This window comes from Stenotrophomonas sp. GSD10 (assembly GCF_056172695.1).
In genome coordinates, this window is sequence record NZ_JAOCMC010000002.1 from 499,319 (window position 1) to 516,347 (window position 17,029).

Sequence of the window (17,029 nt, forward strand, 5' to 3'; positions counted from 1 at the left end):
GCACTATGTCGCGTAAGGGTAATACTCCGCAGCGTTCCGTCCTGCCCGATCCGAAGCACGGAAGCGAAACCATCGCCCGCTTCATCAACATGGTCATGCAGAGCGGCAAGAAGTCCGTCGCCGAAAAGATCGTGTACGGCGCCATGGACGTGATCACCGAGAAGAACAGCAGCGCCAACGCCATTGAGCTGGTGCAGAAGGCGCTGGACAACGTCGCTCCGGCGGTCGAAGTCAAGTCGCGCCGCGTCGGTGGTGCCACCTACCAGGTGCCGGTCGAAGTGCGTTCGTCGCGCAAGATGGCTCTGGCCATGCGCTGGCTGATCGACTCCGCGCGCAAGCGTGGTGAGAACACCATGCCGAAGAAGCTGGCTGCTGAACTGATCGACGCCTCGGAAAACCGTGGCGGCGCCATCAAGAAGCGCGAAGAAACCCACCGCATGGCCGAAGCCAACAAGGCATTCGCCCACTACCGCTGGTGAGTTTGACGGCCTTGTAAAACAGGCAGGGCAGCACCATTACGGTGCTGCCTCGCGGCCCCAGAAGGGCTGCGCCAATCCGAAGGCCGCCGCAAGGCGGCGTTCGGCCATCCGAATTCCAAGAAATCTGAGAGGCTCCCCGTGGCCCGTTCCACTCCCATCGAGCGTTACCGCAACTTCGGCATCATGGCCCACATCGATGCCGGCAAGACCACCACGTCCGAGCGCATCCTGTTCTACACCGGCAAGAGCCACAAGATCGGTGAAGTGCATGACGGCGCCGCCACCATGGACTGGATGGAGCAGGAGCAGGAGCGTGGCATCACGATCCAGTCCGCTGCCACCACCGCGTTCTGGAAGGGCATGGACAAGTCCCTGCCGGAGCACCGCTTCAACATCATCGACACCCCCGGGCACGTCGACTTCACCATCGAAGTGGAGCGCTCGCTGCGCGTGCTCGACGGTGCCGTCTTCGTGCTGTGTGCCGTCGGTGGCGTGCAGCCGCAGTCGGAAACCGTGTGGCGCCAGGCCAACAAGTACCACGTGCCGCGCATTGCGTTCGTCAACAAGATGGACCGCACCGGTGCCAACTTCCAGAAGGTCGTCGGCCAGCTGAAGGCCAAGCTGGGCGCCGTTGCCGTGCCGATGCAGCTGCCGATCGGCGCTGAAGACAACTTCAAGGGCGTCGTCGACCTGCTGAAGATGAAGGCCATCCACTGGGATGAAGCCTCGCAGGGCATGAAGTTCGAATACAGCGACATCCCGGCCGACCTGCAGGGCCCGGCGGAAGAAGCTCGCCAGTTCATGGTCGAGACCGCTGCCGAAGCCAGCGAAGAGCTGATGGAAAAGTACCTGGGCGGCGAAGAGCTGGCCGAGGCTGAAATCATCAACGCGCTGCGTACCCGCACCCTGGCCACCGAAATCGTGCCGATGTACTGCGGCTCGGCCTTCAAGAACAAGGGCGTGCAGGCCATGCTGGACGGCGTGATCCAGCTGCTGCCGTCGCCGGTCGACGTGCCGGACGTGAAGGGCGTGGACGTTGACGACGACACCGTCGAAATGACCCGCAAGTCGGACGACAAGGCTCCGTTCTCGTCGCTGGCCTTCAAGATCATCACCGACCCGTTCGTCGGCGCGCTGACCTTCTTCCGTGTCTACTCGGGCACCCTGAACGGTGGCGACACCGTGCTGAACTCGGTGAAGGGCAAGAAGGAGCGCATCGGCCGCATCCTGCAGATGCACTCGAACAACCGCGAGGAAATCAAGGAAGTTCTGGCCGGTGACATCGCCGCGGCCGTGGGCCTGAAGGACACCACCACCGGTGACACCCTGTGCGCCGTGGACGCCCCGATCATCCTGGAGCGCATGACGTTCCCGGAGCCGGTGATCTCGATGGCTGTCGAGCCGAAGACCAAGTCGGACCAGGAAAAGATGGGTCTGGCCCTGGGCCGTCTGGCGCAGGAAGATCCGTCGTTCCGCGTCAAGACCGACGAAGAATCCGGCCAGACCATCATCTCGGGCATGGGCGAGCTGCACCTGGACATCATCGTCGACCGCCTGAAGCGCGAGTTCAACGTTGAAGCCAACGTCGGCGCGCCGCAGGTGGCCTACCGCGAAACCATCACCCTGGCCGACGTCAAGTCGGACTACAAGCACGCCAAGCAGTCCGGTGGTAAGGGTCAGTACGGTCACGTCGTGATCGAGCTGTCGCCGATCACCGCTGCCGACCGTGCCGATCCGAAGCTGGCTCCGGCCATCAAGGACGACTTCCTGTTCATCAACGACATCACCGGCGGCGTGATCCCGAAGGAATTCATTCCGTCGGTCGAGAAGGGCCTGCGCGAAACCATCACCAGCGGTCCGCTGGCTGGCTTCCCGGTCGTGGACGTCAAGGTGAAGCTGGTGTTCGGTTCGTACCACGACGTCGACTCCTCGGAAATGGCGTTCAAGCTGGCTTCGTCGATGGCCTTCAAGCAGGGCTTCGCCAAGGCCAAGCCGGTGCTGCTGGAGCCGATCATGAAGGTCGAGATCGTGACCCCGGAGGATTACCAGGGTGACGTGATGGGCGACGTCAGCCGTCGTCGCGGCGTGCTGCAGGGTTCCGACACCACTGGTGACGGTTCGGCCAGCATCATCAACGCGATGATCCCGCTGGGTGAAATGTTCGGCTACGCCACTGCGCTGCGTTCGCAGACCCAGGGCCGCGCCACCTTCACCATGGAATTCGATCACTACGAGCCGGCGCCGACCAACATCGCCGAAGCCGTCATGAAGAAGGGCTGAGCCTCGCTCAGCCTCTCTTGAAACCACTTACGAACAATCAAGGTATAGAACAATGGCAAAGGGTAAGTTCGAGCGCACCAAGCCGCACGTCAACGTCGGCACCATCGGTCACGTCGACCATGGCAAGACCACGCTGACCGCCGCACTGACCAAGATCGGTGCCGAGCGTTTCGGTGGCGAGTTCAAGGCGTATGACGCCATCGACGCCGCGCCGGAAGAAAAGGCTCGTGGTATCACGATCTCGACCGCGCACGTCGAATACGAATCCCCGACCCGTCACTACGCCCACGTTGACTGCCCGGGCCACGCTGACTACGTCAAGAACATGATCACCGGTGCCGCCCAGATGGACGGCGCGATCCTGGTGTGCTCGGCCGCTGACGGCCCGATGCCGCAGACCCGCGAGCACATCCTGCTGTCGCGTCAGGTCGGCGTGCCGTACATCGTCGTGTTCCTGAACAAGGCCGACATGGTTGACGACGCCGAGCTGCTCGAGCTGGTCGAGATGGAAGTTCGCGAACTGCTGAGCAAGTACGAGTTCCCGGGCGACGACACCCCGATCATCGCCGGTTCGGCCCGTCTGGCGCTGGAAGGCGACCAGAGCGACATCGGCGTGCCGGCCATCCTGAAGCTGGTCGACGCCCTGGACACCTGGATTCCGGAGCCGGAGCGTGCGATCGACAAGCCGTTCCTGATGCCGGTGGAAGACGTGTTCTCGATCTCGGGCCGCGGCACCGTGGTGACCGGTCGTATCGAGCGCGGCATCATCAAGGTCGGCGACGAAATCGAAATCGTCGGTATCCGTCCGGTGCAGAAGACCACCGTGACCGGCGTCGAAATGTTCCGCAAGCTGCTGGACCAGGGCCAGGCAGGCGACAACGCCGGTCTGCTGCTGCGCGGCACCAAGCGTGACGACGTCGAGCGTGGCCAGGTTCTGGCCAAGCCGGGTTCGATCAAGCCGCACACCAAGTTCGAAGGCGAAGTCTACGTCCTGTCGAAGGACGAGGGCGGCCGTCACACCCCGTTCTTCAACGGCTACCGTCCGCAGTTCTACTTCCGCACCACCGACATCACCGGCGCTGCCAAGCTGCCGGAAGGCGTCGAAATGGTGATGCCGGGTGACAACATCAAGATGGAAGTCACCCTGATCAACCCGGTGGCAATGGACGAAGGCCTGCGCTTCGCCATCCGCGAAGGCGGCCGTACCGTCGGCGCCGGCGTGGTCTCGAAGATCATCGAGTAATCTGGTAGTATCTGCGCCCCGATGTTGCCTGGGTAGGGCATCGGGGCGTATCAAATGGGAAAGCAGGCACAGGATGTGCCTTGTGTTCCCGGACCAGGAAGGGTCAATGCCATTCAGGCGGCGTCAACAGGCGACTGTTGACAGCTGCCTTGCGTGCCATTATGCTTCTACGTCTGGGCAGGCCTGGGAACGGGTCTGCCTACGTTTTTGAGGTCTACGGATTGACCTTGTCGGCCTGCAGGAGTGTGGGCCGTCCGTATTCAGGAATTTCATGGGACAAAGCAACCCAGAGGCTTTGTCTGTCGCTCTTTTAACGAAGGAACCTACCGCCATGGCGGACCAAAAGATCCGGATCCGGCTGAAAGCGTTCGATCATCGTCTGATCGACCGTTCGGCCAGCGAGATCGTTGAAACGGCAAAGCGGACCGGCGCGCAAGTGCGTGGCCCGATCCCGCTGCCGACCAAGATCGAGCGTTACACCGTTCTCGTCTCCCCGCACGTCGACAAGGACGCGCGTGACCAGTACGAGACCCGCACGCACAAGCGCGTGCTCGATATCGTTGACCCGAATGACAAGACCGTGGACGCGCTGATGAAGCTCGAACTGGCTGCCGGCGTCGACGTTCAGATCAAGCTGACCTGAGGACTACGACCATGACGAAGAAGTATTCGTTGGGCTTCGTGGGCCGCAAGGCCGGCATGAGCCGCGTGTTCACCGAAGATGGTCGTTCCATCCCGGTGACCCTGATCGAAGCAACCCCGAACCGCATCGCGCAGATCAAGACCGTCGAAACCGACGGCTACAGCGCCGTGCAGGTGACCGTCGGCGCGCGTCGCGCTGCCCTGGTCAACAAGCCGGAAGCCGGCCACTTCGCCAAGGCGAAGGTGGAAGCGGGTCGTGGCCTGTGGGAATTCCGCGTTGAAGACGCGCAGCTCGGCGATTTCGCCGTTGGCGGCGAAGTCAAGGCGGACATCTTCGAAGTCGGCCAGATCGTCGACGTCCAGGGTGTCACCAAGGGTAAGGGCTTCCAGGGCACCATCAAGCGCCACAACTTCCGTATGGGCGATGCAACCCACGGTAACTCGCTGTCGCATCGCGCGCCGGGTTCGCTGGGTCAGCGCCAGACCCCGGGTCGCGTTTTCCCGGGCAAGAAGATGTCGGGCCACATGGGCGCGGTGCAGCAGAGCACCCAGAACCTGGAAGTGGTCAAGGTCGACGTCGAGCGCGGTCTGATCGCGGTTCGCGGCGCCGTTCCGGGCGCGGCGGGTGGCGATGTGATCGTCCGTCCGGCGAGCAAGGCATAAGGAGAGATGACGATGGAACTCGTTATCACGGGTAGCAACAACAAGGTCTCGGTCTCCGAAGCCGTGTTCGGTCGCGATTTCAGCGAAGATCTGGTCCACCAGGTCGTCGTTGCTTACCGCAACGCCGGTCGCGCCGGCACCAAGGCACAGAAGACTCGCTCCGAAGTGGCTGGTACCACCAAGAAGTCGAAGAAGCAGAAGGGCGGCGGCGCGCGTCATGGCGCACTGACGGCTCCGATCTTCGTCGGCGGCGGTGTCACCTTCGCGGCCAAGCCGCGCAGCTTCGAGCAGAAGGTCAATCGTAAGCAGTACCGTGCCGCCATGTGCGCGATCCTGTCCGAGCTGAACCGTCAGGGCCGTCTGACCATCGTGGAGGCATTCGATGTCGAAGCCACCAGCACGAAGGGTCTGATCGCCAAGCTGGCCGGCCTGGAAGTGGGCAAGCGCCCGCTGATCGTCACCGAAGATGCCTCCGAGCACCTGTACCTGTCCGCCCGCAATCTGCCGTACGTGCAGGTGCGTGACGTCCAGGGCCTGGATCCGGTGTCGCTGGTCGGTGCCGACACGGTCGTCATCACCGCTGACGCGGTCAAGAAGGTCGAGGAGTGGCTGGCATGAACAGCAACGAAAAAATCTTCAGCGTGCTGCGTGCCCCGCGTGTCTCCGAAAAGACCGCGCGCCTGCAGGAACTCTCCAACCAGTATGTCTTCGAAGTTTCGAACGAAGCCACCAAGGCCGATGTAAAGGCCGCGGTTGAGCAGCTGTTCGACGTCAAGGTCGAAGCCGTCAACGTGGTCAACGTCAAGGGCAAGAACAAGTCCTTCCGTAACCGTGCTGGCCGCCGCGGCGATTGGCGCAAGGCGTACGTTCGCCTGGCCGACGGCCAGTCGATCGATGTAACGGCCAAGGCCTGAGGTACATCCCATGCCATTGATGAAATTCAAGCCCACTTCCCCGGTCGTCGTTCGGCCGTGCGCGTGGTCACGCCCGACCTGCACAAGGGTGCTCCGCACGCCGCACTGGTCGAGTCGCAGAGCCGCTCGGGTGGTCGTAACCACCACGGCCGCATCACCGTGCGTCACGTCGGTGGTGGTGCCAAGCAGCACTACCGCATCATCGACTTCAAGCGCAACAAGCTGGGCATCCCGGCGCGCGTGGAACGCATCGAATACGATCCGAACCGCACCGCCCACATCGCCCTGCTGTGCTACGTCGACGGTGAGCGCCGCTACATCATCGCCCCGAAGGGTCTGAAGGCTGGTGATCAGGTGATCGCTGGTTCGGACGCCCCGATCAAGGCCGGCAACACCCTGCCGCTGCGCAACATCCCGGTCGGTACCACCATCCACTGCATCGAACTGAAGCCCGGCAAGGGCGCTCAGATCGCCCGTGCCGCGGGTGCGGCCGTGCAGCTGGTGGCCCGTGAAGGCATCTACGCCACCCTGCGCCTGCGCTCGGGTGAAATGCGTAAGGTTCCGGTCGAGTGCTGCGCCACCATCGGCGAAGTCGGCAACGACGAGCACAGCCTGGAAAAGCTGGGCAAGGCCGGTGCCAAGCGCTGGCGCGGCGTCCGCCCGACCGTTCGTGGTGCTGCCATGAACCCGGTTGACCACCCGCACGGTGGTGGTGAGGCGAAGGCCGGCCAGGGTAACCCGCACCCGGTCACCCCGTGGGGTGTCCCGACCAAGGGTTACAAGACGCGCCATAACAAGCGCACTCAGCAGTTCATCGTCCGCGATCGTAGGGGCTAATCGACCATGGCACGTTCACTCAAGAAGGGCCCGTTCGTCGATCACCACCTCGTCAAGAAGGTGGAGGCCGCTGCGGGCAGCAAGAAGCCGATCAAGACCTGGTCGCGCCGTTCGATGATCCTGCCTGACATGGTAGGCATCACCATTGCCGTGCATAACGGCAAGAACCACATCCCGGTTCTCGTCAACGAGAACATGGTCGGCCACAAGCTCGGCGAATTTGCCATCACCCGGACCTTCAAGGGTCACGGTGGTGACAAGAAGTCGGGCAAGTAAGGAGAGATGACAATGGAAGCGAAAGCCATCCTGCGCACTGCGCGCATCTCCCCGCAGAAGGCTCGTCTGGTCGCTGACCAGGTGCGCGGTCTGCCGGCCGAGCGTGCGGTCAACCTGCTGAAGTTCTCGGACAAGAAGGCTGCCCACCTGATCAAGAAGGTGGTGGAGTCGGCTATTGCCAACGCCGAGAACAACCAGGGCGCCGACGTCGACGAGCTGAAGGTTCAGACCATCATGGTTGATGAAGGTCCGACCCTGAAGCGTTTCATGGCGCGGGCGAAAGGCCGCGGTACCCGCATCCTCAAGCGCACCAGCCACATCACTGTGGTTGTGGGCGCCGGCAAGTAAGCGGATAAGGAAAAGACCATGGGTCATAAAGTTCATCCGATTGGTATCCGTCTCGGTATTTCCAAGGACTGGAACTCCAAGTGGTACGCCAACAAGGCCGAGTTCGCTGGTTACCTGGCAGCCGACCTGAAAGTGCGCGAAATGCTGCGCAAGAAGCTGGCTCAGGCCGGCATCAGCAAGATCCTGATCGAGCGTCCGGCCAAGACCGCTCGCGTGACGATCCACACCGCCCGTCCGGGCGTGGTGATCGGCAAGCGCGGTGAGGACATCGAGAAGCTGCGCAAGGAAGTGAGCGAGATGATGGGCGTCCCGGCGCACATCAACGTCACCGAAGTGCGCAAGCCGGAACTGGACGCGCAGCTCGTTGCCGAGTCGATCGCCCAGCAGCTTGAGCGTCGCATCATGTTCCGCCGCGCCATGAAGCGCTCGGTCGGCAACGCGATGCGCCTGGGTGCCCTGGGCATCAAGGTCAACGTGGGTGGCCGCCTCAACGGTGCAGAAATCGCCCGTTCGGAGTGGTACCGCGAAGGCCGCGTGCCGCTGCACACCCTGCGTGCCGACATCGACTATGGCTTCGCTGAAGCCAAGACGACCTACGGCATCATCGGCATCAAGGTCTGGATCTACAAGGGCGAAGTCTTCGATTTCTCCCAGGTTGGCCAGGAAAAGCAGGACGACACCCCGTCGCGCAACGATCGTCACGATCGCGGCGACCGTGGTGACCGTCAGCGCCCGGCTCGTGAAGCGAGGTAACGACAATGTTGCAACCCAAGCGAACCAAGTACCGCAAGGTACACAAGGGCCGTAACGAAGGCCTGAGCTGGAGCGCCAACGCTGTCAGCTTCGGCGAATACGGCCTGAAGGCAACCGCACACGGTCAGCTGACCGCGCGTCAGATCGAAGCGGCCCGCCGCTCGATCAGCCGCTACGTCAAGCGCGGCGGCAAGATGTGGATCCGCGTGTTCCCCGACAAGCCCATCACCAAGAAGCCCATCGAAGTTCGAATGGGTTCGGGTAAGGGCAACGTGGAATACTGGGTGGCCCAGATCCAGCCCGGCCGCATGATCTATGAAATCGAGGGTGTTACCGAAGAAGTGGCACGCGAGGCGTTCCGCCTGGCCGCCGCCAAGCTCTCGGTCACCACCACTTTCGTGACCCGTACGGTGCGCTGATGGATATCAAAACTCTCCGTGAAAAGTCGGCTGACGAACTGAAGGCCCACCTGATCGACCTGCGTAAGGAACAGTTCTCTGTCCGTATGCAGCAGGTCACCGGCCAGCTGCCGAAGACCCACGACATCCGCCGGGTCCGTCGCGAGATTGCTCGCGTCAAGACCCTGCTCGGCAGCACGAAGTAAGGATGGCCGCTATGAGCGACAATACTGAAAACAAGACGCTGCGCACGGTCGAAGGCCGTGTCGTCAGCAACAAGATGGACAAGACGGTTACCGTCCTGGTTGAGCGTCAGGTCAAGCACGCGCTGTACGGCAAGTACATCAAGCGCTCGACCAAGCTGCACGCCCACGATGCCGACAACGCCTGCAAGGAAGGCGATGTCGTCCGCGTGACCGAGATTGCTCCGATGTCCAAGACCAAGAACTGGCGCGTGGTGGAAGTCATCACGCGTGCGGCTGAATAAGGAGTCTGAATCATGATCCAGATGCAGAGCTACCTTGACGTCGCGGACAATTCGGGTGCCAAGCAGGTGATGTGCTTCAAGGTGCTGGGTGGTTCCAAGCGCCGTTACGCCGGCATCGGCGACATCATCAAGGTCACCGTGAAGGATGCGATTCCGCGCGGCAAGGTCAAGAAGGGCGAAGTGTATGACGCCGTCGTGGTGCGTACCCGCAAGGGTGTGCGTCGCGCCGACGGCTCGCTGATCCGCTTCGACGGCAACGCTGCCGTTCTGCTGAACAACAAGCAGGAGCCGATCGGCACCCGTATCTTCGGGCCGGTGACCCGTGAACTTCGTTCGGAGAAGTTCATGAAGATCGTCTCGCTCGCTCCCGAAGTGCTGTGAGCGACAGGAGATAATCATGGCTAACCGTATCAAGAAGGGCGACCAGGTCGTCGTCAACACCGGCAAGGACAAGGGCAAGCAGGGCGAAGTCGTCCGCGTCGACGGCGACCGTGTGGTCGTCGCCAACGTGAACATCGTCAAGCGCCACACCAAGCCGAACCCGCAGGCAGGCGTTGCCGGCGGCGTGGTCGAGCGTGAAGCTTCGATCCATATCTCCAACGTGAATGTGCTGAACCCGGCTTCGGGCAAGGGCGAACGCGTTGGCTTCAAGGTGCTGGAGGATGGACGCAAACTGCGTGTGTTCCGCTCCAGCGGTGAGGCGCTCGACGCCTGAGGAATGTGAAGATGACTTCCCGTCTCGAAAAGTTCTACAAGGAAGAAGTGGTGCCGGCGCTGATGAAGCAGTTCGGCTACACCAATCCGATGGAAGTGCCGAAGCTCGTCAAGGTCACCCTGAACATGGGTGTCGGCGAAGCGGCCACCAACAAGAAGATCCTGGAAAACGCCGTCGGCGACATGACCAAGATTTCCGGCCAGAAGCCGGTTGTCACCAAGTCGCGTATCTCGGTTGCGTCGTTCAAGATCCGTGATGGCTGGCCGATCGGCTGCAAGACCACGCTGCGTCGCCACAAGATGTACGAGTTCCTGGACCGCCTGATCAACATCTCGCTGCCGCGCGTGCGCGACTTCCGTGGTGTTTCCGGTCGTTCCTTCGACGGTCGCGGCAACTTCAACATGGGTGTGAAGGAACAGATCATCTTCCCGGAAATCGACTTCGACGCCGTCGACGCGATCCGCGGTATGGATATCGCCATCACCACCACTGCGAAGACCGACGCGGAAGCGAAGGCGCTGCTGGCAGCGTTCAAGTTCCCGTTCCGTAACTGATCTGTCGAGGAAACCGAAATGGCAAAGACCTCCATGGTCAACCGCGACATCAAGCGGGAAAAGCTGGCCAAGAAGTACGCTGACAAGCGTGCGGCTCTGAAGAAGATCGTGTCCTCGGTGGACGCGACCTACGAAGAGAAGATCGAAGCCGCTACCAAGCTGGCCAAGCTGCCGCGCGACTCGTCGCCGAGCCGCCAGCGCAACCGCTGCGAGCTGTCCGGCCGTCCGCGTGGCGTTTACAGCAAGTTCGGCCTCGGCCGCAACAAGCTGCGTGAAGCCACCATGCGTGGCGACGTCCCGGGCCTGCGCAAGGCCAGCTGGTAATCCCAGCCGGCCCTGCGATCAGGAGCCCCCTGGGGGTTCCTGAACCGGGGAGGGAGGCGTTCAGCTTCCCTTCTGCGAAAAACCCGAAGAGCCCGACGCAAGTCGGGCTCTTTTGGCGTATACTCCCGCGTCTTGCCCTGTGCAAACCGGGTTTTAGGGCGGGCCACTGGCCTGCCGCAAGAAGGGACCTGGCCCGTTTCCAGGAGACAACAGATTTTCGCGAAAGCGGATATCGGTGCACTCAAAGGTACTCATATGAGCATGACTGATCCCATCGCCGACCTGCTGGTCCGCATCAAGAATGCGGCTGCGGTTGGCAAGCAGACGGTGAAAGCCCCGTCGTCCAAGATCAAGGTTGCGATCGCCCAGGTCCTGAAGGACGAGGGTTACATCACCGACCTGCGCGTGACCCAGCTGGAAAACAACAAGTCCGAGCTGGAAATCGTGCTGAAGTATTTCGAAGGCAAGCCGGTCATCGCGACCCTGAAGCGCTTCTCGCGTTCGGGCCTGCGCCAGTACCGCGGCAAGAGCGAGCTGCCGAAGGTCATGAACGGCCTGGGTATCTCCATCATTTCCACCTCCAAGGGCATCATGACTGATGCGCAGGCGCGCCAGCTGGGCGTCGGCGGCGAAGTCCTGTGCTTCGTGGCCTAAGGCGAAAGGAGTAGAACTATGTCCCGCGTAGCCAAGAAGCCCGTCGACCTGGGTAAGGTTGAACTGAACGTCCAGTCCGAATCCGTCACCGTCAAGGGCCCGAAGGGCACCCTGTCGCTGGCCAAGCCGGCCGGTATTGCCATCAACGTCGACAACGGCGTTGCCACCCTGAGCACCGAGAATGCTGAGCTGGTCGCGCTGACCGGTACCGTGCGTGCGATCCTGTCCAACATGGTCAAGGGCGTGTCCGAAGGCTTCGAGCGCAAGCTGGAGCTGGTCGGCGTGGGTTACCGCGCCGCCATGCAGGGCAAGGACCTGAGCCTGTCGCTGGGCTTCTCGCACCCGGTCGTGTTCGTGGCGCCGGAAGGCATCACGCTGTCGACCCCGACCCAGACCGAGATCCTGGTCCAGGGCGCTGACAAGCAGGTCGTCGGTGAAGTCGCCGCCAAGATCCGTGCGTTCCGCAAGCCGGAGCCGTACAAGGGCAAGGGCGTGAAGTACTCCGACGAAGTCATCATCCGTAAGGAAGCCAAGAAGGCGTAAGTGCGAGTCCCTCGCAAGAGCCCGCACATCCCTGTGCGGACTCCTCAGGGAACAGCCCAACCTTCAGCTTTCAAGGAACAATCAAAATGAACAAGAACATCGCCCGCCTGCGTCGCGCCAAGTCGACCCGCGCCCACATCCGTGAGCTCGGCGTTGCCCGTCTGTCGGTGCTGCGCACCGGTCAGCACCTGTACGCCCAGGTCTTCACTGCCGACGGTTCCAAGGTGCTGGCTGCTGCCAACACCACCCAGGCCGACATCAAGGAAGGCCTGAAGAACGGCAAGAACGCTGACGCCGCTGCCAAGGTCGGCCGCATCGTCGCTGAGCGCGCCAAGGCCGCCGGCGTCGAGAAGGTTGCCTTCGATCGTTCGGGCTACCGCTACCACGGCCGCATCAAGGCCCTGGCAGAAGCCGCCCGCGAAGCCGGCCTGCAGTTCTAAGGGATAAGGGCAGGGGACTTCGGGTCCTCTGCCCGCCTGCTCGCCAGCCTGAGTGAGGCTGGACGGCGCCGCTCTTCTGCAGCGGCCCACCGGAACGACGCGTCACTTCACAACCATAAGCGGCCTCGAGCCGTACATACCCAAACAACCAAGGAATCAACATGGCAGAAGAGCGTCAGCAGCGGGGTCGCGATCGCGACCGTAACCGCGAAGAGAAGATCGACGACGGCATGATCGAAAAGCTGGTCGCGGTCAACCGCGTCAGCAAGACCGTCAAGGGTGGCCGCCAGTTCACCTTCACCGCCCTGACCGTGGTCGGCGACGGCGAAGGCAAGGTCGGTTTCGGCTATGGCAAGGCCCGCGAAGTGCCGGTCGCCATCCAGAAGTCGATGGAACAGGCTCGCAAGAACCTGGTCAGCGTTGACCTGAACAACGGCACCCTGTGGCACACCATCAAGGATGGTCACGGCGCAGCCCGCGTGTTCATGCAGCCGGCTTCGGAAGGTACCGGCGTCATCGCCGGCGGTGCCATGCGCGCCGTGCTGGAAGCGGTTGGCGTGAAGAACGTGCTGGCCAAGGCCACCGGCTCGCGCAACCCGATCAACCTGGTGCGTGCCACCGTGAAGGGCCTGACTGCAGCGCAGTCGCCGGCTCGCATCGCGGCCAAGCGCGGCAAGAAGGTGGAGGAACTCAACCATGGCTAATGAGTCCAACAAGACTGTGAAGGTGCGCCTGGTGCGCGGCCTGCGTGGTGCTCAGTCGCGTCACCGCCTGTCGGTGCGTGCTCTGGGTCTGAACAAGCTCAACGATGTGCGTGAACTGAAGGACAGCCCGCAGGTTCGCGGCCTGATCAACACCGTTCACTACCTCGTCAAGGTTGAGGAGTAATCGATCATGACTCTGCGTCTCAATGAACTGAGCCCGGCACCGGGCGCCCGCACCGAGCGCACCCGCGTCGGTCGCGGTATCGGCTCGGGCCTGGGCAAGACTGCCGGCCGCGGCCACAAGGGTTCGTTCGCCCGCAAGGGTGGCGGCAAGATCAAGGCTGGCTTCGAAGGCGGCCAGACCCCCATGCAGCGTCGTCTGCCGAAGATCGGCTTCCGTTCGCCGATCGCCAAGGACACCGCTGAAGTGCTGCTGTACGCGCTGGACAAGCTGCCGGCCGGTGAGATCGACTTCGCCGCCCTGCGTGCTGCCAAGCTGGTCCCGAGCACTGCCAAGAAGGCCAAGGTCGTCGTCAAGGGCGAAGTGACCAAGGCGTTCACCCTGAAGGGTATTGCTGCCACGGCTGGTGCCAAGGCCGCGATCGAAGCTGCCGGCGGCAGCGTAACGGAGTAAGAAAATCATGGCGCAAGCTGGCATCGGTAACCTCGCGGGCGGAATGGGCAAGTTCACTGAACTTCGCCAACGTTTGCTGTTCGTCGTCGGGGCTTTGATCGTCTATCGCATCGGCTGCTACGTGCCGGTGCCGGGCGTCAATCCCGATGCCATGCTTGCCATGATGCAACAGCAGGGCGGCGGCATCGTGGACATGTTCAACATGTTCTCGGGCGGCGCCCTGCACCGTTTCAGCATCTTCGCGCTGAACGTGATGCCGTACATCTCGGCATCGATCGTGATGCAGCTGGCCGTGCACATCTTCCCCGCCCTGAAGGCGATGCAGAAGGAAGGTGAGTCCGGTCGCCGCAAGATCACCCAGTATTCGCGCATCGGCGCCGTGCTGCTGGCTGTGGTGCAGGGCGGTTCGATCGCGCTGGCCCTGCAGGGCCAGGTCTCGCCGTCGGGCGCTCCGGTCGTGTACGCGCCGGGCATGGGCTTCGTGCTCACCGCCGTGGTCGCGCTGACCGCCGGCACCATGTTCCTGATGTGGGTCGGTGAGCAGGTCACCGAGCGCGGCATCGGCAACGGCGTGTCGCTGATCATCTTCGCCGGTATCGTGGCGGGCCTGCCGGGTGCGGTCATCCACACCTTCGACGCCTACCGCGACGGCAACATCCAGTTCATCCAGCTGCTGCTGATCGCCATCGTCGTGCTCGCCTTCACCTTCTTCGTGGTGTTCGTCGAGCGTGGCCAGCGCCGGATCACGGTCAATTACGCGCGCCGCCAGGGTGGTCGCAACGCGTACATGAACCAGACCTCGTTCCTGCCGCTGAAGCTCAACATGGCTGGCGTCATCCCGGCGATCTTCGCCTCGAGCCTGCTGGCCTTCCCGGCCACCCTGGCCATGTGGTCCGGCCAGGCGGCCAACCAGAGCAGCTTCGGCCAGGTTCTGCAGAAGGTCGCCAATGCCCTGGGCCCGGGCGAACCGCTGCACATGATCGTGTTCGCCGCACTGATCACCGGCTTTGCGTTCTTCTACACCGCGCTGGTGTTCAACTCGCAGGAAACCGCCGACAACCTGAAGAAGTCCGGCGCGCTGATTCCGGGCATCCGTCCGGGCAAGGCCACCGCCGATTACATCGACGGCGTGCTGACCCGCCTGACCGCGGCTGGCTCGGCCTATCTGGTGATCGTCTGCCTGCTGCCGGAACTGATGCGCACGCAGCTGAACGCCTCGTTCTACTTCGGTGGTACTTCGCTGCTGATCGTGGTGGTGGTGGTGATGGACTTCATCGCCCAGGTGCAGGCGCACCTGATGTCGCACCAGTACGAGAGCCTGTTGAAGAAGGCCAACCTGAAGGGCGGCAACCGCGGCGGCTTTGCCCGCGGCTGATTGGCCTGTTATACTTTCGTCTTCCTGACGTGATGGTCCCTCCGCTTCGCGGACTCCGGCCACACAAACGAAGGGCGGCCCCCGCAGCGGTTCCGGGTGGGGGTGTGATGAGGTGGTCCCGCGCTGGAGTAGCGCGGGCGGCTCCGGGGAAACCCCAGGTCCAACCCCATCCGGCGCCGGAGCCTGGGCACACTCCCCAGGCCGGGTTCATGAAACCAATGGTTTCACGGGCTTCCATGTAAACCGGAACCTTGTTAGTATCGCTAGTTCACTTTTTTGATCCATCCTGCCGGATTGGCGTGCCCGAGGCGCGCTGTCGGCCATCACTCAGCTGGAGAACCGCGTCATGGCGCGTATTGCAGGCGTCAACCTGCCAGCCCAGAAGCATGTCTGGGTCGGGTTGCAAAGCATTTACGGCATCGGCCGTACCCGTTCGAAGAAGGTCTGCGAAGTCGCAGGCGTTGCTTCGACCACCAAGATCCGCGATCTGTCGGAGCCGGAAATCGAGCGCCTGCGCGCCGAAGTCGGCAAGTACATCGTGGAAGGCGATCTGCGTCGTGAGATCGGCATCGCGATCAAGCGCCTGATGGACCTGGGCTGCTACCGCGGCCTGCGTCACCGTCGTGGCCTCCCGCTGCGTGGCCAGCGCACCCGTACCAACGCCCGCACCCGCAAGGGTCCGCGCAAGGCGATCAAGAAGTAAGGGACTGAGAAATGGCTAAGCCCGCTGCTAAGACCAAGAAGAAGATCAAGCGCGTCGTCACTGACGGCGTTGCCCACGTCCACGCTTCGTTCAACAACACCATCGTCACCATCACCGACCGCCAGGGCAACGCTCTGTCGTGGGCGACCTCCGGTGGCGCTGGCTTCCGCGGTTCGCGCAAGTCGACCCCGTTCGCTGCCCAGGTGGCTGCTGAAAAGGCCGGTCGTGCTGCGCTGGACTACGGCGTGAAGTCGCTGGAAGTCCGCATCAAGGGCCCGGGTCCGGGCCGTGAGTCGGCCGTGCGTTCGTTGAACAACGTCGGCTACAAGATCACCAACATCATCGACGTGACGCCTATCCCGCACAACGGGTGCCGTCCGCCGAAGAAGCGTCGCGTCTAAAGGGAGCGATAAGAAATGGCTCGTTATATCGGTCCTACCTGTAAGCTCGCCCGTCGCGAAGGCGCCGACCTGTCCCTGAAGAGCCCGGCGCGTGCGCTGGACTCCAAGTGCAAGCTGGAGCAGAAGCCCGGCCAGCACGGCGCCACTGCCCGCAAGGGCAAGCTGTCCGACTACGCCACCCAGCTGCGTGAAAAGCAGAAGGTCAAGCGTATCTACGGCCTGCTGGAGCGTCAGTTCCGCAACTACTACAAGAAGGCCTCGACCAAGAAGGGCAACACCGGCGAGAACCTGCTGCAGCTGCTGGAAACCCGCCTGGACAACGTCGTCTACCGCATGGGCTTCGCCGTGACCCGTCCGGCTGCCCGTCAGCTGGTGTCGCACCGCGGCGTCACCGTGAATGGCAAGTCGGTCAACCTGGCTTCGTACCAGGTCAAGGCTGGCGACGCCATCGCTCTGTCTGAAAAGGCTGCCAAGCAGCTGCGCGTCCAGGAAGCCCTGACCGTCGCCGCCCAGCATGACCTGAGCCCGTCGTGGGTTGAAGTGGATTCCGGCAAGTTCACCGGCATCTTCAAGGCTGTTCCGGATCGTTCGGATCTGCCTGCGGACATCAACGAAGCGCTGATCGTCGAGCTGTATTCGAAGTAATTCACATTGGAGAGCCC

Annotated in this window: 27 protein-coding genes and 1 pseudogene; all 28 read left to right on the forward strand. The window is 62.6% G+C overall.

What is annotated here, in order from left to right; all coding sequences use genetic code 11:
• The first annotated feature begins 5 nt into the window (after nt 1-5).
• Nucleotides 6-479 (forward strand): 30S ribosomal protein S7, encoded by a 474-nt coding sequence (rpsG, locus tag N4G47_RS02395; RefSeq protein ID WP_004145321.1) that lies wholly within the window; start codon nt 6-8, stop codon nt 477-479.
• 138 nt (nt 480-617) lie between these two features.
• Complete coding sequence (gene fusA / locus N4G47_RS02400) at nt 618-2,759, forward strand: elongation factor G (RefSeq protein WP_107229956.1); 2,142 nt, start codon at nt 618-620, stop codon at nt 2,757-2,759.
• Between the two features lie 52 nt (nt 2,760-2,811).
• Nucleotides 2,812-4,002: an elongation factor Tu gene (tuf, locus tag N4G47_RS02405; protein ID WP_057497303.1), complete on the forward strand. Its 1,191-nt coding sequence runs from the start codon at nt 2,812-2,814 to the stop codon at nt 4,000-4,002.
• Between the two features lie 331 nt (nt 4,003-4,333).
• Complete coding sequence (gene rpsJ / locus N4G47_RS02410; protein WP_005408208.1) at nt 4,334-4,645, forward strand: 30S ribosomal protein S10; 312 nt, start codon at nt 4,334-4,336, stop codon at nt 4,643-4,645.
• Nucleotides 4,646-4,656: 11 nt separating this feature from the next.
• Entirely contained in the window at nt 4,657-5,307 is a 651-nt protein-coding gene (gene rplC, locus N4G47_RS02415; RefSeq protein WP_004145336.1) for a 50S ribosomal protein L3, read from the forward strand.
• A 12-nt stretch (nt 5,308-5,319) separates the two neighbouring features.
• Nucleotides 5,320-5,925, forward strand: a complete 606-nt coding sequence (gene rplD / locus N4G47_RS02420) for a 50S ribosomal protein L4 (protein WP_057497304.1) — start codon at nt 5,320-5,322, stop codon at nt 5,923-5,925.
• On the forward strand, nt 5,922-6,221 hold the full coding sequence (rplW, locus tag N4G47_RS02425; protein ID WP_004145338.1) for a 50S ribosomal protein L23: 300 nt from the start codon (nt 5,922-5,924) through the stop codon (nt 6,219-6,221). Before rplD ends, rplW begins: the two co-directional genes overlap by 4 nt.
• A gap of 10 nt (nt 6,222-6,231) precedes the next feature.
• Nucleotides 6,232-7,058 (forward strand): annotated as a pseudogene (gene rplB / locus N4G47_RS02430) (50S ribosomal protein L2).
• Nucleotides 7,059-7,064: 6 nt separating this feature from the next.
• The gene (gene rpsS / locus N4G47_RS02435; RefSeq protein WP_005415413.1) at nt 7,065-7,334 is read left to right on the forward strand and encodes a 30S ribosomal protein S19; all 270 of its coding nucleotides are present in this window, start codon (nt 7,065-7,067) and stop codon (nt 7,332-7,334) included.
• A gap of 12 nt (nt 7,335-7,346) precedes the next feature.
• Nucleotides 7,347-7,682 (forward strand): 50S ribosomal protein L22, encoded by a 336-nt coding sequence (gene rplV, locus N4G47_RS02440; protein WP_080375339.1) that lies wholly within the window; start codon nt 7,347-7,349, stop codon nt 7,680-7,682.
• 18 nt (nt 7,683-7,700) lie between these two features.
• The gene (gene rpsC / locus N4G47_RS02445; protein WP_004145350.1) at nt 7,701-8,435 is read left to right on the forward strand and encodes a 30S ribosomal protein S3; all 735 of its coding nucleotides are present in this window, start codon (nt 7,701-7,703) and stop codon (nt 8,433-8,435) included.
• A 5-nt stretch (nt 8,436-8,440) separates the two neighbouring features.
• Nucleotides 8,441-8,854 (forward strand): 50S ribosomal protein L16, encoded by a 414-nt coding sequence (rplP, locus tag N4G47_RS02450; RefSeq protein ID WP_025879305.1) that lies wholly within the window; start codon nt 8,441-8,443, stop codon nt 8,852-8,854.
• Nucleotides 8,854-9,039, forward strand: a complete 186-nt coding sequence (gene rpmC, locus N4G47_RS02455) for a 50S ribosomal protein L29 (RefSeq protein ID WP_004154487.1) — start codon at nt 8,854-8,856, stop codon at nt 9,037-9,039. The genes rplP and rpmC overlap by 1 nt, the downstream gene beginning before the upstream one ends.
• 11 nt (nt 9,040-9,050) lie before the next feature.
• Nucleotides 9,051-9,320 (forward strand): 30S ribosomal protein S17, encoded by a 270-nt coding sequence (gene rpsQ / locus N4G47_RS02460; protein WP_053519744.1) that lies wholly within the window; start codon nt 9,051-9,053, stop codon nt 9,318-9,320.
• A 12-nt stretch (nt 9,321-9,332) separates the two neighbouring features.
• Nucleotides 9,333-9,701: a 50S ribosomal protein L14 gene (gene rplN / locus N4G47_RS02465; protein WP_010483978.1), complete on the forward strand. Its 369-nt coding sequence runs from the start codon at nt 9,333-9,335 to the stop codon at nt 9,699-9,701.
• Between the two features lie 16 nt (nt 9,702-9,717).
• A complete protein-coding gene (rplX, locus tag N4G47_RS02470) occupies nt 9,718-10,035 on the forward strand; it encodes a 50S ribosomal protein L24 (RefSeq protein WP_053519745.1) in 318 nt (105 codons plus the stop codon).
• A gap of 11 nt (nt 10,036-10,046) precedes the next feature.
• A complete protein-coding gene (rplE, locus tag N4G47_RS02475) occupies nt 10,047-10,589 on the forward strand; it encodes a 50S ribosomal protein L5 (protein ID WP_004145361.1) in 543 nt (180 codons plus the stop codon).
• 18 nt (nt 10,590-10,607) lie between these two features.
• A complete protein-coding gene (gene rpsN, locus N4G47_RS02480) occupies nt 10,608-10,913 on the forward strand; it encodes a 30S ribosomal protein S14 (RefSeq protein ID WP_057497305.1) in 306 nt (101 codons plus the stop codon).
• Nucleotides 10,914-11,168: 255 nt separating this feature from the next.
• Complete coding sequence (rpsH, locus tag N4G47_RS02485; RefSeq protein ID WP_005408210.1) at nt 11,169-11,567, forward strand: 30S ribosomal protein S8; 399 nt, start codon at nt 11,169-11,171, stop codon at nt 11,565-11,567.
• Between the two features lie 18 nt (nt 11,568-11,585).
• Nucleotides 11,586-12,110, forward strand: a complete 525-nt coding sequence (rplF, locus tag N4G47_RS02490) for a 50S ribosomal protein L6 (RefSeq protein WP_107229958.1) — start codon at nt 11,586-11,588, stop codon at nt 12,108-12,110.
• An 80-nt stretch (nt 12,111-12,190) separates the two neighbouring features.
• Nucleotides 12,191-12,550 carry a 50S ribosomal protein L18 gene (gene rplR / locus N4G47_RS02495; protein WP_197583409.1) on the forward strand — a complete coding sequence of 120 codons (360 nt, stop codon included), beginning with the start codon at nt 12,191-12,193 and terminating at the stop codon, nt 12,548-12,550.
• Between the two features lie 161 nt (nt 12,551-12,711).
• A complete protein-coding gene (rpsE, locus tag N4G47_RS02500) occupies nt 12,712-13,254 on the forward strand; it encodes a 30S ribosomal protein S5 (RefSeq protein ID WP_005415419.1) in 543 nt (180 codons plus the stop codon).
• Nucleotides 13,247-13,438, forward strand: a complete 192-nt coding sequence (gene rpmD / locus N4G47_RS02505; protein ID WP_004145412.1) for a 50S ribosomal protein L30 — start codon at nt 13,247-13,249, stop codon at nt 13,436-13,438. Before rpsE ends, rpmD begins: the two co-directional genes overlap by 8 nt.
• Before the next feature lie 6 nt (nt 13,439-13,444).
• Nucleotides 13,445-13,888 carry a 50S ribosomal protein L15 gene (rplO, locus tag N4G47_RS02510; RefSeq protein WP_004154498.1) on the forward strand — a complete coding sequence of 148 codons (444 nt, stop codon included), beginning with the start codon at nt 13,445-13,447 and terminating at the stop codon, nt 13,886-13,888.
• 7 nt (nt 13,889-13,895) lie between these two features.
• The gene (gene secY, locus N4G47_RS02515) at nt 13,896-15,263 is read left to right on the forward strand and encodes a preprotein translocase subunit SecY (RefSeq protein WP_005415420.1); all 1,368 of its coding nucleotides are present in this window, start codon (nt 13,896-13,898) and stop codon (nt 15,261-15,263) included.
• Nucleotides 15,264-15,609: 346 nt separating this feature from the next.
• Entirely contained in the window at nt 15,610-15,966 is a 357-nt protein-coding gene (rpsM, locus tag N4G47_RS02520; protein WP_004154500.1) for a 30S ribosomal protein S13, read from the forward strand.
• Nucleotides 15,967-15,977: 11 nt separating this feature from the next.
• Entirely contained in the window at nt 15,978-16,367 is a 390-nt protein-coding gene (rpsK, locus tag N4G47_RS02525) for a 30S ribosomal protein S11 (RefSeq protein ID WP_004145443.1), read from the forward strand.
• A gap of 15 nt (nt 16,368-16,382) precedes the next feature.
• A complete protein-coding gene (gene rpsD, locus N4G47_RS02530) occupies nt 16,383-17,012 on the forward strand; it encodes a 30S ribosomal protein S4 (protein WP_004145446.1) in 630 nt (209 codons plus the stop codon).
• Nucleotides 17,013-17,029: the final 17 nt, after the last annotated feature.